At 45.8% G+C, this 23654-nt stretch carries 20 protein-coding genes; 5 read left to right on the top strand and 15 right to left on the bottom strand.

Annotated elements, in window-relative coordinates:
• The first annotated feature begins 58 nt into the window (after positions 1–58).
• Positions 59–982, top strand: a complete 924-nt coding sequence (gene ttcA / locus EMM73_RS06255; protein WP_127685592.1) for a tRNA 2-thiocytidine(32) synthetase TtcA — start codon at positions 59–61, stop codon at positions 980–982.
• Positions 983–1042: 60 nt separating this feature from the next.
• Here ttcA and EMM73_RS06250 read toward each other — a convergent pair whose 3' ends face one another.
• Genes EMM73_RS06250 through EMM73_RS06240 form a run of 3 tightly spaced genes read right to left on the bottom strand, consistent with a single transcriptional unit; the run spans position 1043 to position 3128 of the window.
• The gene (locus tag EMM73_RS06250; RefSeq protein ID WP_127685591.1) at positions 1043–1612 is read right to left on the bottom strand and encodes a DTW domain-containing protein; all 570 of its coding nucleotides are present in this window, start codon (positions 1610–1612) and stop codon (positions 1043–1045) included.
• A 5-nt stretch (positions 1613–1617) separates the two neighbouring features.
• Entirely contained in the window at positions 1618–2265 is a 648-nt protein-coding gene (locus tag EMM73_RS06245) for a DUF2987 domain-containing protein (protein ID WP_127685590.1), read from the bottom strand.
• Between the two features lie 2 nt (positions 2266–2267).
• On the bottom strand, positions 2268–3128 hold the full coding sequence (locus EMM73_RS06240; RefSeq protein ID WP_127685589.1) for a glucosaminidase domain-containing protein: 861 nt from the start codon (positions 3126–3128) through the stop codon (positions 2268–2270).
• Positions 3129–3346: 218 nt separating this feature from the next.
• Between EMM73_RS06240 and EMM73_RS06235 the strand changes: the two genes are divergently transcribed.
• Entirely contained in the window at positions 3347–3979 is a 633-nt protein-coding gene (locus tag EMM73_RS06235; RefSeq protein WP_127685588.1) for a hypothetical protein, read from the top strand.
• Positions 3980–3987: 8 nt separating this feature from the next.
• On the opposite strand, the gene EMM73_RS06230 is transcribed toward EMM73_RS06235, so the two are convergent.
• Positions 3988–4398: a C40 family peptidase gene (locus tag EMM73_RS06230; protein WP_127685587.1), complete on the bottom strand. Its 411-nt coding sequence runs from the start codon at positions 4396–4398 to the stop codon at positions 3988–3990.
• A gap of 245 nt (positions 4399–4643) precedes the next feature.
• On the opposite strand from EMM73_RS06230, the gene EMM73_RS06225 reads away from it, so the two are divergent.
• Positions 4644–5858, top strand: coding sequence for a pyridoxal phosphate-dependent aminotransferase (locus EMM73_RS06225; protein WP_127685586.1), 1215 nt, complete (start codon positions 4644–4646; stop codon positions 5856–5858).
• A gap of 35 nt (positions 5859–5893) precedes the next feature.
• Positions 5894–6508, top strand: coding sequence for a 5'-deoxynucleotidase (yfbR, locus tag EMM73_RS06220; protein WP_127685585.1), 615 nt, complete (start codon positions 5894–5896; stop codon positions 6506–6508).
• Between the two features lie 133 nt (positions 6509–6641).
• Here the strand turns inward: yfbR and EMM73_RS06215 are convergent, their stop codons facing one another.
• Entirely contained in the window at positions 6642–7640 is a 999-nt protein-coding gene (locus EMM73_RS06215) for a cation diffusion facilitator family transporter (protein ID WP_127685584.1), read from the bottom strand.
• A gap of 160 nt (positions 7641–7800) precedes the next feature.
• Here EMM73_RS06215 and EMM73_RS06210 point away from each other — a divergent pair, with 160 nt between their 5' ends.
• A complete protein-coding gene (locus EMM73_RS06210) occupies positions 7801–8496 on the top strand; it encodes a transglycosylase SLT domain-containing protein (protein WP_261373341.1) in 696 nt (231 codons plus the stop codon).
• A gap of 3 nt (positions 8497–8499) precedes the next feature.
• On the opposite strand, the gene EMM73_RS06205 is transcribed toward EMM73_RS06210, so the two are convergent.
• The 10 genes from EMM73_RS06205 to thrS all read right to left on the bottom strand — a co-directional run bounded on the left by EMM73_RS06205 (position 8500) and on the right by thrS (position 23422).
• Entirely contained in the window at positions 8500–9507 is a 1008-nt protein-coding gene (locus EMM73_RS06205; RefSeq protein WP_127685583.1) for a glycosyl hydrolase family 8, read from the bottom strand.
• 8 nt (positions 9508–9515) lie between these two features.
• Complete coding sequence (gene bcsD, locus EMM73_RS06200) at positions 9516–10010, bottom strand: cellulose biosynthesis protein BcsD (RefSeq protein ID WP_127685582.1); 495 nt, start codon at positions 10008–10010, stop codon at positions 9516–9518.
• Positions 10003–14211, bottom strand: a complete 4209-nt coding sequence (locus EMM73_RS06195) for a cellulose biosynthesis protein BcsC (protein WP_127685581.1) — start codon at positions 14209–14211, stop codon at positions 10003–10005. Before EMM73_RS06195 ends, bcsD begins: the two co-directional genes overlap by 8 nt.
• Positions 14204–18622 carry a UDP-forming cellulose synthase catalytic subunit gene (gene bcsA, locus EMM73_RS06190; protein ID WP_127685580.1) on the bottom strand — a complete coding sequence of 1473 codons (4419 nt, stop codon included), beginning with the start codon at positions 18620–18622 and terminating at the stop codon, positions 14204–14206. The genes EMM73_RS06195 and bcsA overlap by 8 nt, the downstream gene beginning before the upstream one ends.
• A 23-nt stretch (positions 18623–18645) precedes the next feature.
• Positions 18646–19425 carry a cellulose biosynthesis protein BcsQ gene (bcsQ, locus tag EMM73_RS06185; protein ID WP_127685579.1) on the bottom strand — a complete coding sequence of 260 codons (780 nt, stop codon included), beginning with the start codon at positions 19423–19425 and terminating at the stop codon, positions 18646–18648.
• The gene (locus EMM73_RS06180; protein ID WP_127685578.1) at positions 19422–19790 is read right to left on the bottom strand and encodes a hypothetical protein; all 369 of its coding nucleotides are present in this window, start codon (positions 19788–19790) and stop codon (positions 19422–19424) included. Before EMM73_RS06180 ends, bcsQ begins: the two co-directional genes overlap by 4 nt.
• 480 nt (positions 19791–20270) lie before the next feature.
• Entirely contained in the window at positions 20271–20630 is a 360-nt protein-coding gene (gene rplT / locus EMM73_RS06175; protein WP_046520188.1) for a 50S ribosomal protein L20, read from the bottom strand.
• Between the two features lie 16 nt (positions 20631–20646).
• A complete protein-coding gene (gene rpmI / locus EMM73_RS06170; protein ID WP_040554869.1) occupies positions 20647–20844 on the bottom strand; it encodes a 50S ribosomal protein L35 in 198 nt (65 codons plus the stop codon).
• Between the two features lie 97 nt (positions 20845–20941).
• Positions 20942–21499 carry a translation initiation factor IF-3 gene (gene infC / locus EMM73_RS06165; RefSeq protein WP_185148615.1) on the bottom strand — a complete coding sequence of 186 codons (558 nt, stop codon included), beginning with the start codon at positions 21497–21499 and terminating at the stop codon, positions 20942–20944.
• A gap of 12 nt (positions 21500–21511) precedes the next feature.
• The gene (gene thrS, locus EMM73_RS06160) at positions 21512–23422 is read right to left on the bottom strand and encodes a threonine--tRNA ligase (protein ID WP_127685577.1); all 1911 of its coding nucleotides are present in this window, start codon (positions 23420–23422) and stop codon (positions 21512–21514) included.
• Positions 23423–23654 lie beyond the last annotated feature (232 nt).

Below are 23654 nucleotides of genomic sequence, written 5' to 3'. Positions count from 1 at the left end.
CAAAGCTGGCGCGTAGTTCGTTATACTACGCGCCATTTTTATTTAGGGTCGTTGTTTTATGTCACATGCAGCCGAAGCCAAAGCACAATATAACCTGAACAAATTACACAAACGCTTGCGCCGCGGCGTAGGACAGGCTATTGCCGACTTTAATATGATTGAAGAAGGCGACAAAGTCATGGTGTGCTTGTCAGGTGGTAAAGACAGCTACACTCTTTTGGATATCTTGTTGAATTTACAACAATCCGCACCTATTCAGTTTTCTATAGTTGCTGTTAACCTTGATCAGAAACAGCCGGGGTTTCCAGCTGATGTATTACCAAATTACTTAAGCTCTATAGGCGTCGATTTCCAGATAGTGACTGAAGACACCTACTCCATCGTAAAAGATAAAATTCCTGAAGGAAAAACCACCTGCTCTTTATGCTCGCGCTTGCGCCGTGGTATTTTGTATCGCACAGCCAAAGAGCTGGGAGCTACTAAAATAGCTCTAGGCCACCACAGGGATGACATGATAGAAACTATGTTTCTGAATATGTTTTACGGTGGGAAAATGAAGTCCATGCCAGCTAAACTAATCAGCGACAACGGCGAACATATCGTCATTCGCCCTTTGGCTTATTGCCGCGAAAAAGACATCGAAAAATACTCCATTGCCCGTGAGTTTCCGATCATTCCTTGCAACTTATGCGGCTCACAAGATGGTTTACAACGTCAGGTCGTCAAAGAAATGTTACAAGATTGGGATAAACGCTTCCCAGGCCGCATAGAAACCATGTTTCAGGCTATGCAGAATATAGTACCGTCCCATATGATTGACAGGACCTTGTTTGATTTCGCAGCTATCAGTAAGGAGAGCCCGTTACCTGCGGAAGGTGATATGGCTTTTGATAAACCTGATGTGCCCAAAGTACCAGTAGGTTTAATCCAGGATGAAGACGAACCAGTAACTGGCAAAGTTCAGTTTGTAGAACTACTTTAGGGGGCAGCCTTGCCCCACCCGTCTACAATTCCAATTCGATGTCAGGCCACAACTCAGAATTCAACAACGCTTGTTAAATTCTTCAAAGAGCAGCATCAGCTGCTCTTTTTCATTCGGGTAACCGCTTTGTAGCAACAGCTCCATCACCACTTCAGCTGTACACAAAGCACCGTCTTTTTGATTACGTCTCAGTCTGTAGGCGGAAGGCGCATCCGGTTTAATGCCAAGCCGATAACAAGAGTGCAGATAAGGGCTTTGCCTGAGCATTTTTGCGGCCTCCTGCCAGGTTGCGTCCAGCAACAGCCAGTGTTTTACAGCGTCAGTTTGACGTAACGCAAGACGTTCAAACCCCGCATCATTCACAGCATGGTATTGACCTTGCTGCAGTAAATAACAGGCCACAGGCGCTTCAGGCTGCATCAAATCCGGTGATACTGGATAAACTAAACCAAGGTGTTGCAAAGAGGATAACTCCAACAGCAGCGCATTGGGCTCTTTCCGCTGCCACTCAATCAATTCAACCCTGACCTTCGCAGAAGCGGCCAAGGCCTGGATCACTAAAGCACCGGTATTGGTCGCCTTTTGCCGTTCTCTGCTGTGAGTTAGCAGATAAAGTACCAGCTCAGGCATTTGATTTAAGGCTGCTGCAATAAAGGCGTGGCGTGATCCGGCACTTTAGAAAACTCAACTGTTGCAGTGTCAGCCAAACTGGCTGGCAACTGAATTCGACAACGCATTTGCTCACACAGCAGTTGCTGCTGAAAAGTCGTATCTGTACTTTGAGCCATCACTTCAGCGCCAAAATGCAGGGTTAAACCCGAAACATCGGGTAACCAGTACTTACCAAGACCAGCCAATGAATCCAAAAGCTCGTCAAACTGGCTTTGTAACTTGCGTAGTTGCGCGACAGACACTTGTTGTGGCACTGGCATTTTGCTGCGTAACTTAAAGTTCAAATCACAGGAGTCAGCATTATCAGGCTGCTGCAATACAATCAGTGCTTTACGGCTATTGAGTAGGTCGTCGTAAGGTAAAATCAGCTCCCCGTTGCCCGCTATAGTTAAAGCTGCTTCAGAGATATCAGTGGTTATCAGCGCTCTGTCTACTATACAAGGTTCATTTGTGCCAGCCTTTTGCAGCATAAAAGCCAGGGTAATATCGCTGAACTCGACCTTCTCACTTTTTTTCATCCGGGCATAAAAGCCGTCGTAATTAAATACAGTATCAGCCAAAGCTGAACCAGTAAAAAAAACCAGCGCGCTGGCCAGAGCATAGTATTTCATTATTAGCTGTCTATATGTTTAGTATTGGCTTTGAGCATGGTATGGATTTCGTTGACATAATCCTGCCCCCGCTCTGAATACCGGATCAACCCTGTTACCAGATGGTGCCCGGCTACTTCGCCTTCAGCGCGGCGTTTTGCTCTGATTTGACGTAAATCTTCATACACATAAAAGGTGTTCAGATTGTAGAAGTAACTGTTAATTGCAGCCGCTACATCAGGAAACACTGCCACCTCATGGTATTTACCTGCGCTGCGTTTTTGTGGCACAACGCCACAACCTGCTCTGAAACACCACTGACCAAAAAAGTTATAGGCCTCTAAAGCAAAGCGACTGGTGCCCCAGCCTGATTCTTTTGCTGCCTGGATCAGCACTAAGTCTGCAGGTATCATATCGACCCTGGTTAACAATAAACGAAAACCTTCTTCATCTACGTCCGGATAATCCAGCTTAAATTCGTCGTACAGACTGTAGATAAAAGCGTATTCCTCCACTGTCAGTTCTTGTTGAGTCTGCTTCTGCTGAACTTCGATGATCTGCAGCCTGATATGCAATAGTCTGGCGTTTTCACGTTCTATGAAAGGCAATAAATAGTCAAAAAAAGCCTTTTTCTTCTTCACCACATCTTTGTATTGCGTAAAGTCTGGCACTGGCAATAGTTTAGGCAGAGCCACAGGATAAGCCAGTCGTTTTAATAGCTTGCGTTGATCAGCTGCATCCAGAGCCTCTAATTTTGAAGGCATTTGCCAGTCGGCTAAAGAAGCTATGTCTTCAACAGGAGCTGGTTTCAGCCATGGGTAAGCCGCGGCATATAGCACAACAGCCCATAACACTAACCAAAAACTCAATTCTGTTTTTTTCATGCTATACCCTGATTTCGCTTTTATCCGAGCCCGCTACTGAATGAGCTGGACCACAACGGTGCGTATTCTAACCAGATCTGTTGATAGTTTCGACCACAAAATGGTCTTAACACTAAGCCCCGCTGAACAAGATTATGGTAATACGCTGTATTTAAACAACATTTAAGTTGGCAGGAAAACTGCATACTCAGCTATAACATTGAAAAAAGGAAAATAACATGCGTAAACTTACTTTAATTTCTACTCTGGTTTTGGCTTTATCTGCTACGACAGCAGTTGCGGAAGATATCAAAGTACTGGAAAAAACCATAGATGCACAAAACTTTACCAGGCTGGTGCTCGACGTCCCTGTGGGGGAAATCAAGGTCAAAGTAACTAAAAATCATGACATAAGTTTAGTAGTGGAGTTAGAGCCTGATGAAGGCTGGTTCAGCAGCCGGAAAGACTTGTCAGATGCACAGATTAGCGTTCAGGAAAATGGCTCTGCGCTGAAACTCAAAATTGATCTGGAAGATGACAATGACGTCAATCAAAATTGGACAGTCATGATGCCAGCCGACATAGCAGTATCGTTAAATTTAGGTGTGGGCTCAGTTGAAATTGACGACCTGACGTCAGATATCAACGTTGATTTAGGTGTAGGTGAAGTGGACATTGATGTCGACACCAGTCTATTTGACTCTATTAAACTAGATGCAGGTGTTGGTGACACGTCGATTAAGGGGGGTAAAGGTCGCTATGAACGTGATCAGGTGCTGGTCACCAGTTCAAGCCAATTGCATGGTAAAGGCAAAAAACAGCTGGACGCCAATGTAGGTGTAGGTGATATCGAAGTACGTGATAATCAGTAATTGGTCTGCTAAGGCGCTTTATGTAACCAATTGGGTGTAAAGCGCCAGTACCTTGTTAGTGCCTGCTTTAAATCAAAAAAACTGGTTAATGGCAACAAGTCACCGCTGATACAAGCGTAAGTAAAGCGGTGGCAGTTGTTCCTTAACAAGTCATAATCCTGATAACTGTAAATCTGCTCGATAGCCCTGTTTGCCGCAATTTCAGAGCCTATGATCTCACCTGCAGCAGTGGTGGCGAAAATCAGTTCAGCGCCAGAGCGGTCTGCCAAAAATCGTTCAAAGGATAAGGCGCGCACTAAACCAGACCCTGCCAGCTCCACTATTTGCCCTTCCCCTATGTAAATGCCTGTGTGCTCAAAAAACTGAAAAATTTCGCAGCCAACCACAGCGCCAACAGGGATAGTTCGCAGACTTGTCATAAAGCTCCTGATTTTCCCGTTTTTTTTTTCAATCATACTTGCAAAAGACGTCTAGGCGTGTAAAAAGGTGTAAGCAAAGATTTTACTAATTAACCTTAAGTAATTGAACTTGCCGCGCGGCGACAAGTGATTGAGCACCTGGCAGCATCGTTGTCCTATGTGACGAGGGCGAACAGCGCAGTCAACAAAGCTGCGGCTTCAAGTACAACGGGGTAAACAATAGACGGAGACATAAGGGTAGCGGTATGAAACCAATAGAGCGCTCGACAAAATTAGATGGGGTTTGTTATGACATTCGGGGTCCAGTGGCACGTGAAGCCAAGCGGATGGAAGAAGAAGGTCAGCGTATTTTAAAGCTCAATATTGGTAATCCCGCGCCTTTTGGTTTTGAAGCGCCGGATGAAATTTTAAAACACGTGATCCACAACCTGCCCACAGCTCAGGGCTATAGCGACTCGCAAGGTATTTATCCGGCCCGGGTTGCTGTGGCGCAGTATTATCAGCAGCGCGGCATTTTAGGCGCAGATGCGGACGACGTGTACATTGGTAACGGCGTATCAGAGCTGATTCTGATGTCGTTGCAGGCGCTGCTGAATAACGGTGATGAGGTGTTGATCCCCTCCCCTGATTACCCACTCTGGACTGCTGCAGTCAATCTGGCTGGCGGCAACGCTGTGCATTACCGCTGCGATGAACAATCAGACTGGTTTCCGGATTTAGCTGATATTCGTGCCAAAATCACTAAAAAAACCAAAGCTCTGGTGCTGATTAATCCAAATAATCCAACAGGCGCTGTTTACTCTAAAGCGGTTTTATTGGAGCTGTTGGCCATTGCCCGTGAGCATAAACTGGTGGTGATGAGCGACGAGATTTACGACAAAATTTTGTATGACGGTGCAGAGCATGTCACAACAGCTTCGTTAACAGACGATTTATTTATGCTCACCTTTGGTGGTTTATCGAAAAACTACCGTATCGCCGGTTTTCGTATCGGCTGGATTTTATTGTCCGGCGCTAAACATCTGGCCAAACACTATGTCGAAGGCTTAAATATTCTGGCGTCTATGCGCCTCTGTGCCAATGTGCCTTGTCAGCATGCGGTACAAACAGCTTTAGGTGGCTACCAGAGTATTAATGAGCTGATCATACCAGGTGGCCGTTTGTATGACCAAATGGACTTAGCCCATAAACTGGTCACTGGTATTGATGGTATCAGCTGTGTGCGGCCCAAAGGCGCTATGTACTTATTCCCTAAGCTGGATCGTAAAAAGTTTAAAATCAAAGATGATGAGCTGATGGTGCTTGATTTCCTGCGCCAGCATAAGGTACTTCTGGTGCATGGTCGGGCTTTTAACTGGCCTGAGCCGGACCATTTCCGTATTGTGTTTTTACCGCACAAAGAGCAACTGGAAATGGCGATTGGCCGCTTAGCGCAGTTTTTACCGGGCTATCAGCAGTAGCATCAGCAATAGTGGATTCGCAGTAAAAGGCCATAATGATCACAGATAAAAAACCAAGCCATTTTTTCGCTCATCTGTTCAGGATGAAGCTGATTAACAGATGGCCGCTGATGAGAAACGTTAACACCGAAAATGTAGCTGAACACAGCCATCAGGTGGCTGTGGTGGCTCATATGCTGGCGCTTATTCGTCGTGAAGTATTTGCCGGTGAAGTACAACCTGAGCGGTTAGCAACACTGGCATTGTTTCATGATGCCAGTGAAGTACTGACAGGAGATTTACCTACGCCAGTAAAGTACTTTAACGCTCAGATTGCTCAGGAATACAAAAAGATAGAACGTATTGCTGAGCAAAAGTTGCTGTCGATGTTGCCAGAGAAATTACAGCCCTTTTATCAGTCGTTGCTGCTATCAGAGCAGTATTCAGCAGATGAAAAGCTGCTGGTCAAAGCGGCGGATACACTCTGTGCTTATGTGAAGACTCTGGAAGAGTTGTCTGCTGGCAATCATGAGTTTGTGCTGGCGAAAAAGCGACTGGAAAACGTACTCGAAGGCTACGCTTTACCGGAAGTGAACTACTTCCTAGAGATTTTTATCCCAAGCTTTTCACTGTCTTTGGATGAAATCAGCTTACAGGATGGCCAGCTGTAGGGGTGGGGTTTACTCCCACCCTTCTCAAATTACAATCCAATCCCGAGTGGGTTTATCCCGCCCCCCGTCGTAACGGTAAGCGATGCAGATGGACGGGCCGGGACAAGCCACAGCCCCTACGACCAGCCTGTCTTTAATGCTGATCCCGGCAAACTTCCTGATTAAACTCAAACTCTATGGTGGTATGTGCCAGCTGATAAGGCTGGAGTAGCTGCCGTATTTGTTCTTTATGCGTTTTTAACTGCTCGGTAGCCGTTTCCGCTTTTAACACCAGATGCGCTGTTAATACATGTTTTTCGCCGTCCAGCGACCATAAATGTAAATGATGCACGTCCTGCACAAACTCAAGGTGCTGCAACTGCTGCTCTATTTTGGCTGCCAGTTTTGGGTCCGGGCTGACCTGTAAAAACAAAGCCAGAGTACGGCGCAAATTGCGCCAGACATTGATCAGAATAAAGCAGGTAAAACCTATGCTTAATACTGGGTCAATCCAAGCCCAATCGGTAAAGTAAATCAGAATAGAACCAACCAGCACTGCAACCCAGCCTAATACATCCTCCAGCAGGTGCCAGGTCAACACCTTTTCGTTTTGAGTTTTACCACCTCTTAACTTGAATACAGCAGCACCGTTGACCAGCACACCTAACACCGCCAGTCCCATCATACCCAAAGCATGGGGCAATTGTGGCTCCCATAAACGAGGTATGGCTTCATACAAAATCCAGCAGGAGCCCAACACTAAAATAACGCCGTTGACCAAAGCGCTCAACAAGGACCAGCGCCGGTAGCCATAACTGTAACGAGGCGTCGCCTCTTTGCCTGCGATTTTAGCGGCAAACCAGGCAAAAGCTATCGCCAGTGTATCGCCTAAATCGTGCATCGCGTCGGCCATGATAGCCACGCTGTTAGTCAGCCAGCCGCCAATAAACTCAATGATAGTAAAACTAAAGTTCAGCCAAAAAGCGGTGGCGATATTGCCAGATTCAGAACCATGATGGTGATGATGACCAAAGAGACCATGGGAATGCTTATGCTCGGCATCGTTGTGGTCATGCTCTGCGCCATGGCTATGATTACAGCTTGCGCCATGTTGATGAGTTTTATGGTCTGGATTTGAATGATCGTGAGGCATGCTACACCTGAAAAATGCCGTGATAGAAGTACCATATCTGGTTTTATCTGGCTCTGCCAGCACACAAAGTGCCTTGGGAGGGATAATTTAAATTATTGCCTGCTTCGGGCAGAAAAAAGCTTGAGCCAAAGCCAACAAATCATTAGTCTGAAACTGAAGTTTGGCTGAACTGTGCCGATACAAAAACATTCACCAGGAAGAACAAAAACAACAGATGCCGCTGAATCTCCCCCTACTTATGCTTACAGCTATTTGTGCTTTATCTGCAACATCTGCCATGGCGGGCAGCATTAGCCATCAAAAAAGCGCAGATTACGCCGCCTGGTCGGAAAAAAACCGCGATGGCAGTTGGACCCGAATTACTGAGCAGGCAGTAGCTCAATCCCCCTTGGTTAAGCTGGTACCGGCCGATATACATAATTTTTGCCCCTTGTATGCCCGCCTGCCGCAACAGCAGAGAAATCAATTCTGGGTAGCCTTGTTTTCGGCTATGGCCAAACCTGAAAGTAACTTCAAATCTCAGTCTTATTATCAGGAAAAATTTAAAGATGCTCAAGGTCGCCGGGTTATAAGCCGGGGACTGTTGCAAATTTCTCAAGAAAGCGCTAATCAACCCCGTTATGCCTGTGACATAAAACAACCACAGCAGTTGCATGATCCAAAAGTGAACTTAAAGTGTGGTGTAAAAATCATGAGCAAATGGGTTCAGACCGATGGAGTCATCAGCCAATCGGCACGGAACGACGATGCGAAAGGTGGAGGGCGTTATTGGTCTACACTGAGACCACAGCGCGGTAAAGTGCAGCAAATCGCCAACTTCACCAGAGCCTTGCCTTTTTGTAAGGCGAAGGCTTGAGTCTTACTTTTGCGCTGTACCAGCGGCTAACTTGCTGAGCATCAGTAAAGAGGTAGAAAAATAGTCATCTTGCTCAGATGGCGCCAAAGACAAAAAGCTATAGTCTCGAAACACAAGTGACCGCACTGCCACTATGCCTGTTGGAGCAAGGTAAGGAGCTGTCTCTTTTGTCAATACATCGACCCAAGGAGACATCACATCAGGATTTTTCCAGTAGGCTCGAAAAGGCAGCTCAAGCTCCGCTGTCAAGGACGCCCCCCAGATAAAGTACATCGGGATCCTGACCGCATCATAACTAAAACGCGAAGGCCATTCTGGCGACGGACTTAACTCTCCCTGCTCTGTTAGCCGTATCCAGTCGACAGGTAAGTTAAGCTCACCAAAACGGCTAGCGGCCAACAAACGCTGACCATCCCTGACCAAGGCTGCCCACTTTTTCTCAGGCTCTTGCAGAGCAAAATCAATAAAAGCAGGAATAATCCAATACGATAAGTTAATGTCTATGCTGCCCTCAGCAGAGAAACCAGTAAGACCAGGCACCACGACGGTATAACCCCCATAGTCTTTGACTAATAACTTATGGATGTCAGCACGTATTGCCGCTGAGGCAGTTTCGTAGTTCTGGTCATTCCAACGTTTTGCGGCTTTGTGTAAAGCCCAGGCAATTAAAATATCACCATCACTGGCATTGTTTGGGTCTTTGACTGGGGGTCTAACTGAGGGGTCATAGCGCCAGGAGAACAACAATGCATCGTTTCTGGCAAGATTTTTGCGACTCCAGCGCCAAAGCAAATCAAAACTTGTTTTGTCATCGTTCGCTTCAGCAAACAACATACCCCAGCCCTGCCCTTCGGAATGACTGATATTTTTATTGTAGGTATCAATCACTCTGCCACTATCGCTGACAAAGCGCTGTTTATAAATCGCCCAGTCTAAGTCCTGTGCCAAACAGGTCAGAGGGTGCAACATTACCATACTGACTAAGAAAAGCAGCTTGACCAATCTCATCATGGTTGAACTCAATACGACCGGGACGCTTTAGTGTAAACCAGCTCGAAAGGGACACCAGCAACAGCTTTTCTGGTTAATACGAGCAGATCCGGATTACCGCCCAAGGCCACCATCCAACTATGGTAAAGGCCCTCAAGCATAGCACTGAATATCTTGGCTTCACGCTCTGCCTCTGCTTTGCCATAAGAAGGTAACGGAAAAGCACCGTGATAAAACTCAAGACTATGCTCCTGAGGTTTTACTTTGACCCACCCCCAGTCCAGCATAGTCAGTATTTTATTCATCGACCTTTCGAGCTCCTCAATACTGTCATAGAGCCCAATAGGGTGCAGATGAGCTAAACGTGCACCCATGTGGCGTAAAAAAGCACAGGCATCTTGTTCACCACCCGTCTTGTAAATTTCTTCCAGAAATACCTTAATAAAACTACGCCATTGCTCTGAGCAATGCTTACTCTGGAAGTAGCCACTGTTCATACGTTCGTATTCAGTTAACTCAATCATTGTAACCTCCAATCAAATACTTCATATACAAACGGAAAGAGGTTTCATTGTAATCACCGAAGCTGTCAAAGCCCAACTGGCCACCCACTCTCAAATAAGGGTTTGGCATATACTCGCCAGTAGCCCCAAAACTCATACCAAAACCTGACTTACTGGACGCTGCGTAACCCGCTTGTCGTATGGCACCCAATGCAAAGAAAAGATCAAGCGCTGCTTGGGCTGTGGCGTCAGTAGGGAAAAGACTATTGCCATCTTCGCTGTAACTTTGAAAGCCAGGCGCGAATAGTAAATTAAAACGCATATCTTCCAACTCAAGGCTGTAGTTCATTGGGAAGGCGACACTGACATAGTCCTGAGGGCTGAAATAACCACCATGGCCAAAGGTAAATTTACTCAGGTTTTTATCAAAACTGTTATAGCCCACATGTACGCCTAACTGAAGCTGTTCAGACAGTGATAATGCGGGTCTAAAATAACCGCCGATCTCCATGGACAGTGCTTTGTTGCTGTCCACGTTGTCACCTTCATATCGATGCTCAGCGACTGTACCGTAAACTCCAGTCTGACCATTGTCAAAATTCAAGCCTACACCACCACCATTCTTAGTAACAGCGCCCCAGGTTTCTCCCGTTACATGATCCACAGTACCAGCGTACGCCAGCAAACTATCTTTCACTGGTCGCCTTTCACCTTGCAGCACCAGACGGGTATTTTCCATAATTTCTGGCTGAAGTTTCACCCCGCCTACCACATTGGTTTTTTCAAAGCCCAGAGGTGTAGTTGCTACATCGGCTTCTATCCAGTCGCCTTTATAAGCAACACCCAGAGCAACACCTGTGCGACGCTGGGTTTCAGGATCACCAGTGCTTACAGCCAGGGCATCCAGTGAGCTTTGCGCATCGCCTATAATGTTCTCTAAACGCGCTCTGCTTGCGGCAAAAGCGGCTAAGAAATCCTCCTGATCCGTGGTATCCAGGCCAATATCAGCCAAGGTGTAGTCTCTGGCACTTAATAAGGAGGCAACCCAGGCATTAACGTTGGCTAGTTGCGCAGAGGACAGGTTTGCTGAGGTCAATCCTAAAGCATCATAGAAATCAATTTGGGCAGACTCTATAAATGAAGCTTTTGCAGCATCAGCAAGGTTCTCTAGTTCCCGCAACCTTAATTGCTCAGAAGCGTTGGTGTTTTCCGGGTCAATGGACCCAAGGAAAGTCTCATAGGCTTCTTGCGCACTGTTATAAGTAGAAGCAGAATTTTCCAAAGAATCCAACACAGCACTGAGATTATTAAATCTGGCACTGACCCCACTGGCTGCATTTACAACTGATCCACGACCATATAGGTTAATATCCTCTCCAGTTACAGTACCTGCATTGAGCGACGTAGGAGTCACTGTCAGCTCAACCCTGTCGTCACCAAATGCACCGGTGGAAATAACCATCGGTGTTTCAACTGAATCAAGACCGGACGAGCCGTCAGCTCCCTCTCTCACTCTCAGAACTACATCTGCATCAATACGGGTCAATGTACTTTGTTCTAAATCCATCAACATGCCATCAATCTGATCAAACAAAGAACCAGAGGTACTTGCAGTCTCGACCTTTTCCTCTACGTCAGTAATAACCTGACCTGGCAACCAGGAAGGCCTGATACTATCAGTGACTGACTTTTTCGAGGTCCGTTTGTCTCTGAATGGATTAGTGGTTGTTTCCACGGGCTCCCTGAATGGATTGGCGGAGAGACCTGTAGCAGTGCTCCCCCCCCAAACTGAACTATCCTGATAAGCAAGCTTGCGAGCTTTTAACAGCAAAGCCGTAGCTTCAGCATCGTCTCCTTTGGCTTGAGACACTTGAGCAGCCATCACCAGCATTTCAGGCTCTTTGGTGTTATTCCAGTCAACCCGAGCCAACAACTCTGCAGCCCTATCAGGGTCTTTTTGTTGCAAAGCCATATTTACTGCACCTGATAACGCATCTTTATTAGCAGGATTAAGTTTCAGCACATAATTATAAATTTGATCAGCTTCGACCGTCTTGTCACCACTCTGATACAAACGGCCCATCGCCAACAACAAGGTTTCATCTTCGGGCGCCTCTCTCAGGCGGGCTGCAAGTACGTCATAAGCCAGCGCCATCTGACCTGAATTACGCAGCTGGTCAGCCTCGCGAACGGCCAGCCCCTGTTGCAGGTTGAGTAAGGATTTTCTATCCTCCTCTGTTAAATCCGGCCTTAACATCAGATCAGACATCAGAGCACGAGCCTGTCTGGAGCGACCACTTTCATTCATCACACTGACGTGCGTCACATAGTCGCCGGCTGTTTCGTCCAGCCCCTGCATTAAATCCAACTCCACCAACTGATATGCCAGCTCAGGCTGATTAGAGTTCAGTAAGTCGTTAGCCAGTTCTCCAATAGCTTTTGACCCCATAGGTGCGCTTTGGTACAGGTCCACCAATAACTGGCGAGCGCCAGCCTGATCACCTGCCGATGCGCGCTGCAATACATTGGAGAACTTACTGCGGGCGGCAGACTGGGCGGCCAAAGTCCGCATAGCCGGAGTACGTTGGTCTGGCGCTATAGTCGCCATTATTCGGTCGACATCAGCCCAACGTTTTTGTTCACTGGCAAACATAGCAGCTGCATAGCGTGATTCAGCTGGTTGGCTTCGGCTGACCAAAGGTTCTACGATAGAGCGAGCCCTTGACTCGTCACCTTGCTTGCTTACCAGACGTGCTAAGTCTAACCTGACCCAAGGATCACTGGGGGCCAGTTTCATAGCCCTGCGCAGGTTAATCTCAGCCAGTAAATCATTAGTATTCGCAGCGTCAACCCTTAACTTCTGTACCTCGGCTTGAGAAACGTAAGCTATTTTGTTTTTGTCACTCTCAGACAACTGAGCAGACAAACGCTCAGCATCACTCCACCGCCCCATACTTTGCAGTACGGCAATGAAGCCAAGTTTTGCTTCGGTATGAGATGGATTATTTTGCAAGACAGATTGATAGCTTCTTGAAGCATCATCAAGTAAGCCAAGCTTGTGTTGTAACTGAGCAGCCAGAACCTGAGCCTCATACACTCGTGGGGCCTTAGTTTTGGTTAAAGGCTCTACCACACGCAAAGCTTGCTCATTCTGTTGTTTTTCCATTAACTGACGAGCAGTATTCATGGAGCCATAAAAATCAGCAGACTGATAGGCATCGCGCCATGTCGACGCTTTAGCAGGAGACATACTCATCGCCTTACTTAAAGTGTCTTTCGCAGCCTCGAATTTTTGTTGTCTTAATTCAATTAGACCTATCCCTGCTAAGGCTTCTGCATCTTTGGTATTTTCTGCCAGTGCGCTACGAAAATAGCGTTCTGCTTCTGGTAATTTATTGGCATTGAGCGCCTGATAGCCCCTAGTTCTGTTATTTATTACAGCAGTTGTATTGCGTCTTTTTATCCTGTCCTGATAATAAGTCATCAGTTCCAGATCATTAGGATGAGCACTTAAGTATTGATCGTAATACTTTTTATCAGCACTGGTTGCATTTAACCACAATAAAGCCTGACGCCAACTGCTATCAGCCGCAGGTGAAGACGGCGCCAACTCGGCAAGCAATGCGATACCTTCTCTTCTGCTGCCTTCGTCATAACTCAGCACTTGGGCATAAGCTTGTTTGACATTGCTATAACCTGGCCGGGCCTGGTAGAGTTTCTTTAACTCTCTGCTGGCGGTTGGCTTACCGCCCGGAGTACCGGCTAAAGTCAGGTAATATTCAGCGGCTAAATCTTGAGTAGGGACTGTACCGCCAAAGACTTCCTGATAGCGTTTTAATGCGGCTTCGTACTGGCCAGCGGATGCCAGACGACGAGCTTCAGCCAGCGTTGCAGGGTCAACAGATTCAGCAGTTTTAGCTGCACCTAACTCTTTCACTCTTGGATCCATAGGCGCTAATTGGGCCAATCGGCTTATCCATTGCTGAACTTGCGCTTCATCCCCTTCTTTGGCTGAAATCATGCCCATACGATAAATAGCTTCCAGGTTATCTGGATCAGCATTTAAAACACGCTGCAATGAATCTTTAGCAAGATCGCTACGATTTTTGTCTTGCCAGTATTCAGCCTGCTTGAACAAAGCATCAAAGGTGCTGTTCTCTTGAGCTGCGCTGACTTGCCCGAGAAAACATGCAGTCAGCATGGCTATCATTGTTTTATTCATTGTCGTCAGCTCCCGTTTTTAGCCTAGTCTCGGCCCGGTGTTTTAATAGAGGAAATAAAATTGCAGCGCCGGTAAAGGCCGCCAAGGCCAAACCTATCACCATAAAAATAACGTGTTGTCCGAAAAACCAGCGAACTTCCATATGCCACGGCATATCGCCGGACGCAATCTGCTCTCCGACTCTGTTACTGCGCACTTGGCCTGTTGCATCGACCAGTGCCATATCCCCTTGAACTTTACTGCTGACCAGCGGTTTATTCAAAGAATCAACCAAAACCGGCAACTGAGCTGAGGATTCTGCAGTGACAAGCACGACAATACGATCCGAATCTACCGGCGAAACAAAACTAAAAAGACCCTGTAATTTTTGCGTACTGTCCAAAACTCGGGCAGCAGATTTCGCTTCTCTATCCCAATCGCCCTGAACAAACCACAATACTCTGTCAAACCAGTTGAAAGGTTTCAAGGTTAAGCGGTCACGATGTATTGCAAAAGGGCTACTGTCAAGCAAGCCTGACTCGCGCAGGTCTTTCAAATTGGCAATAGCCAAAATATCATGATCGGCCAGATTTTTAGTCATGGCCAGACTGGTTTTCACTTCCATCTCCAGTGCAGGAAAACCAGTATCATTACCCATGCGTGCGGCCAATTCAAACAACGTCTCAATTTCTTCGTTACCTGGTTGCTCAGGTAATAAAACCACGGTCTGACCTAAATCTGCATAGCGGGTAAAAGGAAAACCGACGCCGACAAAAAACGACAAATTAGGCAGTACAGTAAAGTTCTTGGCTGAGCTTAGATCCAGACTGGAGTTAGGTAATACGCGAGCTGCAATTTCAGCTGGAACATTCAATTCACAGTCATCACCTTTCACGACAAAATTGTGATAAAGCTGCAGAGTATTCTCTCCATACAGCAGGTATGGCGGTATTTCAATTTGTGCTTCTTCCTGGCGAATATCTCTTCCAAGCTTTCGGGTAAAAGAAGCCCAAAGGCCAGTTTGGTTGACGGGTAATGATGTTAAATACCGTCCGTTAAGGGATACATCCAGGCTGGACTTCTCTTCATTCAGCCATTGCCCTTCCGGAAAATTGTACTTAACCGTCAGTGGTATGACTTCTCTATCCCAAAAAAACAAATCTGGTGAGGCTCGAAAACTCAATTCAAGCGGTCGATGGAACAACCCCTTACTAACAAGACGGCTTTCGTCCACCAGTTCACCAAAAGCAACAGGCCGCTGAATAGCAGTCCAGCGTGGAGCGTCGTAGGGTTCACGGCTTAACTTTTGCGTTGCCTCTGCTTTGATATAAGTGCCGTTTAATGAAGCCGTTCGCATTACAAGGTGTGTAGCGGCAACTTTTAGCTCTTCAGGAGTACGACCCATAACCAGCAATAGCTTGTAGACAGGGTTTACCGGATTTTCTATCAACCTGAGCTCTGGTCCTTTGATTGGCGGGACAGACAAACCGCTGATCGTTTCGTTTGGCATCACAAAAACTATCGCATTCTCAGGCGGCAGTCTATTCCTTACTACAGGAAAGCTGAGACTGCGATACTCTGCGACGCTGCCGATATAAGAGGCAACTATAGCTCCGCTGGTTAAAGTGACTGGTGTCGCCTTGCTGGGGACCACTATAGGTAAGGTCACTCTATTCATAGCGCCAGGGTTAAAAAATGGCTCAGGAAAGCGCGACAAATCTGTTGTTACTGCCAAACGCTGCATTGAAAGAACTATTTCAGAGCTCTGATCTATCCTGATCCAAATATCTTTTGACAACTCATTGTTACATTGTTGTAACGTACGCCCTGTCAGACGAAAATCAAGATTATTCGCGCCCAGTATCATCGCAGGTTCAATAGGTAATTCGACCTCGAGTGCCTTAGCGTTAAAAGGCGTTAGCTCAATACTTTTCAACAGCTGTCCGTTGAGGATCACATCAAGGAAACTTTCATCTTCCAACAAGGCATCTGAATAGCTTAACTTTAATTTTAATCTCGCTAAACGGACAAACTCATCACTACGCAGAGTAAAGGTCAATCCAGCCGAGGTGTTATTACCAAAAAAATACAGATCCTGCTGCATACCAAATTCTTCAAATGTAAAGTCTTCAGTCCTTACATTGGGGGCTGGCCCAGTCAAAGCAGGATTTACTAGTGCAGGTTTAGCCGGCTTTGGCGACGTCGCTGCTGCTGATTGGCTCTGCATCGGAGCACTCAGCGCCTGATTAGAAATAATGACTGCGCTGATCGCTATTAAAACGAGTAATGCCAATCGTGGCTTCCAGCCGCTTAATGGTTTGTTGGCGTTTTGCAATTCATAATCCCTTTCTTTCTTTTTCTGCGCAGATTCTCTGAACAGGCCAGCTATTGAACGAATGACACGCCAGATTGACACCAGCACGTTATTTTCTTTAGGCTCGGCTGAACCTGGAAGCCAGGCATCTGCACGCCCCATCACCACCTTGACTAACTCCCGGCGCTGAGGAATAGGTAACTCTTCAAATTTGAACCTTATCGTCTCATCGTCGCGGAATACTGTTTCAACCGGAAAAGCCATAGGTGTTGAATTAAGATAAATTTCTATATCTTTAATATGCTCTTCTTCGTAACGTTGAGTCACATTTTCGACCAAAGCTCCACCCATCGACAAATTAATCGATTTGGTCCTTAAGGTATGGCCGGAATCTAAATGCAATACGACAGGCAAACTAATGTCAAGTCGGACCGTTTGCCGTATTTGTTTCATCTCTCGAGCAACGGCTACAGAAGCAAACAGCATAACGCAGCTGAAACCGGCCCAAAACAAGTTCAGTAACAGCACCTTAGGTTCAACATTGTAATGCTCGCTCCAAATCAGTTGAACAACACCAGAGAAAAAACCGCACAGGAGCAAGACCAAAGTAAATAAATGCGGTTTTACCATGTCGTAGTCAAAGTAACCATTTTCCAGTAAGCCACCTTTTTCGGTGACATTAAACTTACCTTTACGCGGATTGATAATGGTAGCCAAAGTTGGCAATACCAGGTGAAAGGACAACACAGCCTCATAAATTTCCCCCCAAAAGGTATGACGGAAGCGGCCTTGTAGCCTGGAATTGGTATAAGTGGTGAACAACAAATGGGGTAAAGCATAAGCTAAAATCATCTCTGGCGATGAATCAATAATATTTTGACCAAACAGCAGATAACACAAAGGTGCAGTCAGAAACACTATCCGAGGCAAGGCAAACAAAAAGTGCATCATGGCGTTGAGGTAACATAAACGCTGGGCGAAAGTTAAACCTTTGCCTAATAGCGGATTATCCATCCGCAGTATCTGGGTCATGCCCCTGGCCCAACGCGCCCTTTGACCAATATGCAAAGCTAGACGCTCTGTCGCCAAACCCGCAGCCAAAGGCAATGCTAAAAAGGCCGAGTTCCAGCCAAGACGCTGCAGTTTCAACGCAGTATGAGCATCTTCTGTCACAGTTTCCACCGCAAAACCGCCAATCTCTTCAATGGCTGAACGACGGATCACAGCGCAGGAACCACAGAAAAAGGCCGCATTCCAAAAGTCATTGCCTTTTTGGACTGGGCCATAAAACAACTCCCCTTCGCGAGGAATTTCATCGCCAGTGGTCAGGTTGCGCTCGAATGGGTCTGGAGAATAAAAGAAGTGAGGGGTTTGCATCAGAGCAAGCTTTTTATCTTTGATAAAAGAACCTACTGTCGCCTGCAAAAAAGCGCGGGTTGAAACGTGATCGCAGTCAAAAATGCAAATCAACTCGCCGTTAGTAGTCCGGATAGCATTATTCAAGTTTCCTGCTTTCGCATGCTTATTATCGTCTCTGCTGATGTAGCCAACACCAGCTGCTGCCGCAAAAGCACCAAACTCAGCACGGCGGCCATCATCGAGTATGTAGACACGGACTTTTTCAGGAGGATAGTCAATATTTTGCGCCGCAAGCACAGTGTCTTTTACCACCTCGATACTTTCGTTGTAAGTGGGGATATATATATCCACTGTAGGCCATTGATTGACATCGTCTGGCATGGGCTCTATGCGACGGTCCAGCGGCCATATGGTTTGAAAGAACCCCAAGGTCAGAATCAACCAAGCATAAAACTCAGCCAGCAACAGACCTATACCGAGAAATCCTTCCAGAAAACTATCAAACACTAAAGTTTCAGTGGTGCGCCAATATAAGTAGCGTGTCGAAACAATGACACACATCAGTAACATTACAATGTGTGTCCAATGATTTTTACGACGTGCAACTATGAACAGCAAGATGCCGCAAGACAGGCCAAACAGGACCTGATTAGTTAAGCTCAGAGGGGTCGTAATGATTACAGCAGCAACTGCCGCCCAGAACACTATAACAATAGTAATTAATATACCCGATGGTGTAGAAGAACTGCCTTTGCTCATGTCATCCCTTGCAACTGTCACAATCAACTGTATTTTTTATATTCACTTACATGCATCTTTGGTAATAATCTGTGAATATTCCGAGCAATACTATCAATATCAGCGGCAACAGAGGAAGACTGCGCATATCTGAACACTGACATTTGATTGGCATTCGCCTCCGGAACGGCCTCATCCCTGTGAACTATACCCAACAAGGAAGAAGCTAATCTGCCATTTAAAAACTGAGTAATGTCCCGATTCAACTGACTGCGCATATCCACCTGATTCAACAGGAAATAAGTTCTTTGTTTTGCGTCTTCACCGTAAAAACTTCCGGATTCAATCTCTGGCAGCACACTCAGTGAGGCACTATCAGCTAATAATACATTAATAATCATCGGGTCCATCAGTGATAACGCTTGCAAAGCGGCAGAAGGACCTGGTGGCAAATCAGCAATAATGACAGTGTCTGATTGATTAAGGAATGGCGCTAATTTTTTTGCCAATAAGGTGGGATTTGAACGCAACCATTGGTCGTAATAAGCCATACGGCTCTTATCGACCCTGCCATATGGCAGATATCTAACACCTGAGTCGGTATCTTGCGCCAATCTGGTCCACTCTATAGACGAATCCAGCTCTTCAACATAGCCGCTGGAATCGCTTAAAGGCATACCAAAATGAAGTCTCAAGGCATTTTGATTGTCAAAGTCTATAGCAACGACCCTATGGCCTAACCGCTGAATAGCGAAAGCAAGATTAGCCGACATTGTCGTTTTTCCGACCCCGCCTTTAGGCGAGGCTATACAAATTACACTCATGACCCGATCCGACTAAACAACGCACTCAATGAATCATTCGTTGCAGGCTTCGTTTGCTTATCCTGCTGTTGTTGATCTTTGAACAAATGTGAAAATCCAGTGTTGGCGCTGTTTTTTGATTGAGTCTGCGCTAGAGTGTTCGACAGAAAAGAGCTTGACTCAGCTGATGAATTGGTACGAGCGTTGAGAGCTATCACAGGCTCAGGCTGGGGCTGCACCAATGGCTGCTTATAATTGGCAACCTCGTTCAGCAAGTGCCATTTTGATTGACCTGAACATTGAGTACCTGTAGGGAAGCTACGGTAATTCAGATCTTGATCACCTACTTTGCTCATAAACTGCAGAACATCATCATAACCATCCATACGGAGGCTCCTATTCTGTAAAAAACTTTAGGTAAAACATATTTAAACCTGGACGACATGATAAAAACAAATCAATTTTATCAAAGATAGGTAATAAATTGACAGATTCTATCGAATTTGCGCCAAGTTTCATTTTTTTCATTGTGCCACATTACTTATCAAAAATAAAACCTACTTTTAAAAAAAAGTGCACATTTTAGTCTTGACTCTGTTTCTACAGATAAGGATCAGGCGAATTCTGCGTGTGATGTTATTTTTAAGGCTATTAAGAGCTGTAACAAGATATTTATTTTCATCTATTCGATAAAAATGAACCTAAGAGTTGAAAGAGACTAACTGTTTTAATCAGTGCTGAAGAAAAGAATAGAGAAACGTTGACTTACCCTAGCTAAGTTTGAAATACAAAAGTTTCGACGACTTTTGCTGACATAAGGTATAAAAAAAGGCACCAAGGGTGCCTTTTTTACTCTGCTCAAAGAATTAAGCAGCTAAAGCTTCTTTTGCCTTAGCGACTAAAGCGGCAAATGCGCCTTTGTCGTATACAGCGATATCAGCCAGGATCTTACGGTCGATTTCAACAGATGCTCTTTTCAGACCATCAATGAAGCGGCTGTAAGATAAACCGTTCTGACGAGATGCAGCGTTAATACGCGCGATCCACAGTTGACGGAATTGACGTTTACGTTGACGACGGTCGCGGTAAGCGTATTGGCCAGCTTTAATAACTGCCTGGAAAGCGACACGATAAACACGACTGCGGGCACCGTAGTAACCTTTAGCCTGGTTTAAGACCTTCTTGTGACGAGCGCGAGCTGTCACACCACGTTTTACTCTTGGCATTTAAAATCTCCTAATATTATGCGTATGGCAGACAACGAGCGATACCAGCCACGTCAACTTTTGCAACTAACGTTTTTGGACCTAACTGACGCTTACGCTTAGAAGACTTCTTCGTCAAAATGTGGCGAAGATGTGATTGCTTACGTTTAAAACCGCCTGAGCCGGTTTTTTTAAAGCGCTTTGCAGCACCTTTGTTGGTTTTCATCTTTGGCATAGTTAAATAACTCGCATTGTTTAGATTACAACGAATAATAAGGCGATAAAAAACGCCGCTTTGTTCAAGCGGCGTATCTTATGCTTGAAAGCTCTTATTACTTCTTATTTGGGGCCAGCATCATGATCATCTGACGACCCTCAACACGGCTTGGGAAAGATTCGCAGATAGCAATATCTGACATATCTTCTTTAATCCGGTTAAGCATCTCAATACCGATGTCCAGATGCGCCATTTCACGACCGCGATAACGCAGTGTTACTTTAGCTTTGTCACCCTCTTCAATGAAGCGACGCAGGTTGCGTAGTTTTACCTGGTAATCGCCTTCATCAGTTCCAGGCCGGAATTTGATTTCCTTGATCTGGATCTGTTTTTGCTTTTTCTTCTGCTCTTTAGCAGCTTTGCCTTTCTCAAACAGGAACTTACCATAGTCCATCAACTTACAAACAGGTGGTTCAGCGGTTGGGCTAATCTCTACCAAGTCAGCGCCTGCTTCTTCTGCTAAACGAATAGCTTCTGAAGTGATTACTACACCTAATTGCTCACCTTCCAGACCTAACAAGCGTACTTCTTTAACGTTGATTTCTTCGTTAATACGGTTTGGTCTGTTCGCCGGTAAAGTTTTCTTTCCTACTTTAATAGTATGTTCCTCCAAGAGTGAAAATAATTAGACCCGGTTTTTTATTTCAGTGGTCAACTTGGTTACAAAGTCGCTTACACTCATTTTTCCGAGGTCTTCGCCCTTCCGTGTTCTTAATGCGATATCGCCGGCTTCAACTTCTTTATCACCGACTACCACTAAATAAGGAACACGCTGTAGCGTGTGCTCGCGGATTTTAAAGCCTATCTTCTCATTTCTCAAGTCAGAAATTGCTCTAATACCATGAGATTTGAAAGTTTTTACTAAATCCTGCACATATTCGGCCTGATTATCGGTAATATTCATCACCACAACCTGAGTTGGGGCCAACCAAGCTGGGAAAAAGCCTGCATATTCTTCAATCAGAATTCCGATAAAACGCTCCAGCGAGCCCAAAATCGCACGGTGGATCATTACTGGTACTTGTCTGTCGTTGCCTTCAGCAACAAAACTTGCACCTAAACGACCCGGTAAAGCGAAATCGAGCTGCACTGTACCACATTGCCAGGCGCGGCCTAAGCAATCGTGTAAAGTAAATTCAATTTTAGGGCCATAAAAGGCACCTTCACCAGGTTGCAGGTCATAAGCTATGCCATTGGCATCCAAAGCTTCAGCTAAACCCTGCTCAGCACGGTGCCACATTTCGTCGGTACCAATGCGTTTTTCTGGCCTGGTGGATAATTTCACTTGTACGTCTTTAAAGCCAAAGGTGCTGTAGACGTCGAACACCATTTTGATACAAGCCGATACTTCAGCCTGCACCTGATCTTCAGTACAGAAGATATGGGCGTCATCCTGAGTAAAACCACGCACTCGCATCAGACCGTGCAAACCACCTGATGGCTCGTTACGGTGACAGCAACCAAACTCAGCCATACGCAGCGGTAAATCGCGGTACGACTTTAAGCCCTGGTTAAAAATCTGCACATGGCCAGGACAGTTCATTGGCTTGATGGCGTAATCACGGTTTTCAGAACTGGTGACAAACATATTGTCTGAGTACTTTTCCCAGTGACCAGATTTCTCCCACAGCACTTTGTCCATCATAAATGGACCTTTGACTTCCTGGTAATCGTATTCGCCCAGCTTTTCACGGACAAAAGTTTCCAGCTCGCGGAAAATAGTCCAGCCGTCGTTATGCCAGAACACCATGCCTGGAGCTTCTTCCTGCCAGTGAAATAAGCCTAAAGCTTTACCAATTTTACGGTGGTCACGCTTTTCCGCTTCTTCCAGTTGCAGTAAATAGGCGGCTAATTGCTTTTTATCAGCCCATGCCGTGCCGTATACACGTTGCAGCATTTTGTTTTTCGCATCACCACGCCAGTACGCGCCCGCCACTTTCATCACTTTAAAGTGTTGGCAGAACCGCATATTTGGCACGTGAGGGCCACGACACATGTCGATGTATTCTTCGTGATGGTATAAACCCGGCTGATCGTCTTTCGCAACGTTCTGATCTAGGATTTCCATTTTGTAGCTTTCGCCACGTGCAGCGAAGGTGTCATAAGCCTGTTGCCAGCTTACTTTTTTCTTCACCACGTCATATTCGGTTTTGGCCAGTTGCAGCATGCGCTCTTCAAGTTGAGCTAAATCATCGCTACTGATTGGGCGGTCTAAATCAACGTCATAATAAAAGCCGTTGTCGATGACAGGACCAATCGCCATTTTTGTATTGGGCCATAACTGCTTAATGGCATGACCCAATAAGTGAGCGCAGGAGTGGCGGATAATTTCCAGGCCTTCCTGATCTTTGGCGGTGACAATGCTTAATGAAGCATCGGCTGTGATTAGCTCACAGGCGTCTACTAATTGGCCATTAATTTTGCCGGCTATGGTGGCTTTCGCTAAACCAGGGCCTATGTCTTTGGCAACGTCTAATACAGATAATGGATTGTCGTACGAACGCTGACTACCGTCAGGTAAAGTAATAACTGGCATGATAAGTCCTCACAGTGGTGGCCTATACCAAAGGTCACATGTCGATTCAATGAAATTAAGGGAATGTTTTTTGCGGTTCAACCTTACGAGCGGTAGAACAAAGCAGTACAACACGTAGTTGTCTCTGCTTTTAACAAAAAGCAGCTGCATCATAACAGCTACGGCGCTTTATCGGCAACTGCAGCTAAAATGACGCAACAGACCTATAAATTTTCACCTGAGTGATTTTTAG

Origin of the sequence: Rheinheimera sediminis (genome assembly GCF_004005375.1) — a bacterium.
Taxonomy (GTDB): domain Bacteria; phylum Pseudomonadota; class Gammaproteobacteria; order Enterobacterales; family Alteromonadaceae; genus Pararheinheimera.
This window is presented reverse-complemented; position numbering and strand designations above follow the sequence as displayed.